Raw genomic sequence first — 1,554 nt, 5'->3', positions numbered from 1 at the left:
GTTGGTCGCCGCCTGCCACGCGATGCCGACGCCCGCTGCGAACGGCAGCAGCAGCATCCACAGCGGTGCGGAGGCGAGCACATCGCCGGAGAGCGAGATGCCGACCGCCGCGAGCGCGAGCAGACCGCCGAGGACCCGACCGGGAGTGACCGCGACGACGCCTGCCGGACCGAAGCCGATCCGATCGAGCACGAGGCCGTGCACCGTCTGCCCGGCCACCACGCCGACGGTGAACAGCGAGACGCCGAGCACTCCCGCCGTGAGCCCCTGGGTGGAGACCGTGAGCGCGCCGCAGGCGCCCCCGAGCAGCATCCAGAACGGGATCGTCTGCTGCCGGATGCCGTCGCGGAGTCTCGCCACTCCTCGTCGGGCGGAGGGGAGACAGATGATCACGACCGCGAGCGCCAGAAGGCCCACGGAGAAGGAGACGAAGCCGGCGACGATCCCATCGTCGACACGCACTCCGAGCACTCCGTTGATCCGCGCCTGGATCGCCGTCATCACCCCGATCGCCACCGCACCGCCCAGTGCCACCGGGGCGGGAAGTCGACGGGGCTCTGGCACCTGTCGACCCTACCCGAGCCCGTGGGCGCTCTCGTTCCTGCGGATGTCGGAGCCCGGCGCTACGCTGGCGGCATGTGCGCGAGCTACGGTCTCGATCCCCGATTCACCGATGCGGAGCTCCTCGCCGCCGCCGACGACGCGGTGCTCGAGGGCCTGCGGGTGTGGGCCCGCGAGAATGCGGGTGAGACCGTCCGCCCCACGGGCAAGAGCCTGCGCAACCTCAATCCCCTGGTCGTGCAGCCCGATGCCGCGCCGACCCTGGAGCCCGCGTGGTGGGGCTTCCTCGTGAACGGCGAGCCGGCGAAGTTCCCCTCGATCAACACCCGCGCCGAACGCCTTCAGGAGCGTCCAGGAGGGGCGAAGTCGAGAGCGATCGTGCCCGCGACGAGCTGGTACGAGATGCAGAAGCCCTCTCGCCAGTGGAACGAGTTCATCATCGACGACGGCACCCTGTTCGGCATGGCCGCGGTCACCCAGCGCGGGCGCACCGCCGACGGCGAGTGGTTCACGTGCTACTCGATCGTGATGCGCCCCGCCCCGGCACACCTCATCGATCTGCACGATCGGATGCCGCTGCTGGTCCCCTCCTCGTTGAGCCACGACTGGCTGACCGCGCCGGCGTCGAGGGAGATCATCGACGAGGCGGTCCTCGCCTCCGACGAGATGGCCGCGCGCGTGCAGGCACGTCCTCGCCCCTGAGGTGCGGATGTCCGCCGCCGGGCGGACCCTCTCTCCATCAGATGTGTACTTGAGGAGGACGCGCGATCCCGGGGTCGCTCCGTAACGTTGTCCTCATGATCACAGCAGAAGGCCTCACCAAGAGATTCGGAGACAAGACCGCCGTCGATGACGTGTCGTTCACGGTCAAGCCGGGCAGCGTCACCGGATTCCTGGGCCCGAACGGCGCCGGGAAGTCGACCACCATGCGGATGATCGTCGGCCTCGACCGGCCGACGTCCGGCCGTGCCGCCATCGCCGGCCGCGAGTACC

Annotated in this window: 3 protein-coding genes; 2 read left to right on the top strand and 1 reads right to left on the bottom strand. The window is 69.9% G+C overall.

Features of this window, described 5'->3' with window-relative positions; all coding sequences use genetic code 11:
- On the bottom strand, positions 1-534 hold a 534-nt coding region (locus KZA10_RS14785), incomplete at its 3' end, for a DMT family transporter (protein ID WP_218683264.1).
- A 102-nt stretch (positions 535-636) separates the two neighbouring features.
- On the opposite strand from KZA10_RS14785, the gene KZA10_RS14780 reads away from it, so the two are divergent.
- Both KZA10_RS14780 and KZA10_RS14775 read left to right on the top strand, forming a co-directional pair.
- The gene (locus tag KZA10_RS14780; protein WP_218683263.1) at positions 637-1,263 is read left to right on the top strand and encodes an SOS response-associated peptidase family protein; all 627 of its coding nucleotides are present in this window, start codon (positions 637-639) and stop codon (positions 1,261-1,263) included.
- Between the two features lie 95 nt (positions 1,264-1,358).
- Positions 1,359-1,554 (top strand): ATP-binding cassette domain-containing protein (locus KZA10_RS14775; protein WP_218683262.1); only part of this gene is annotated, 196 nt, incomplete at its 3' end.

The sequence above is a fragment of the Microbacterium sp. BF1 genome, from assembly GCF_019279095.1.
Classification (GTDB): Bacteria; Actinomycetota; Actinomycetes; order Actinomycetales; family Microbacteriaceae; genus Microbacterium; species Microbacterium maritypicum.
The sequence above is the reverse complement of the archived record's forward strand: the minus strand, read 5'-3'. Positions and strand labels throughout refer to the sequence as shown.

Coding starts and splice junctions, on each gene's coding strand:
- KZA10_RS14780 (WP_218683263.1), top strand. CDS start 637: ATGTGCGCGAGCTACGGTCTCGATCCCCGATTCACCGATGCGGAGCTC.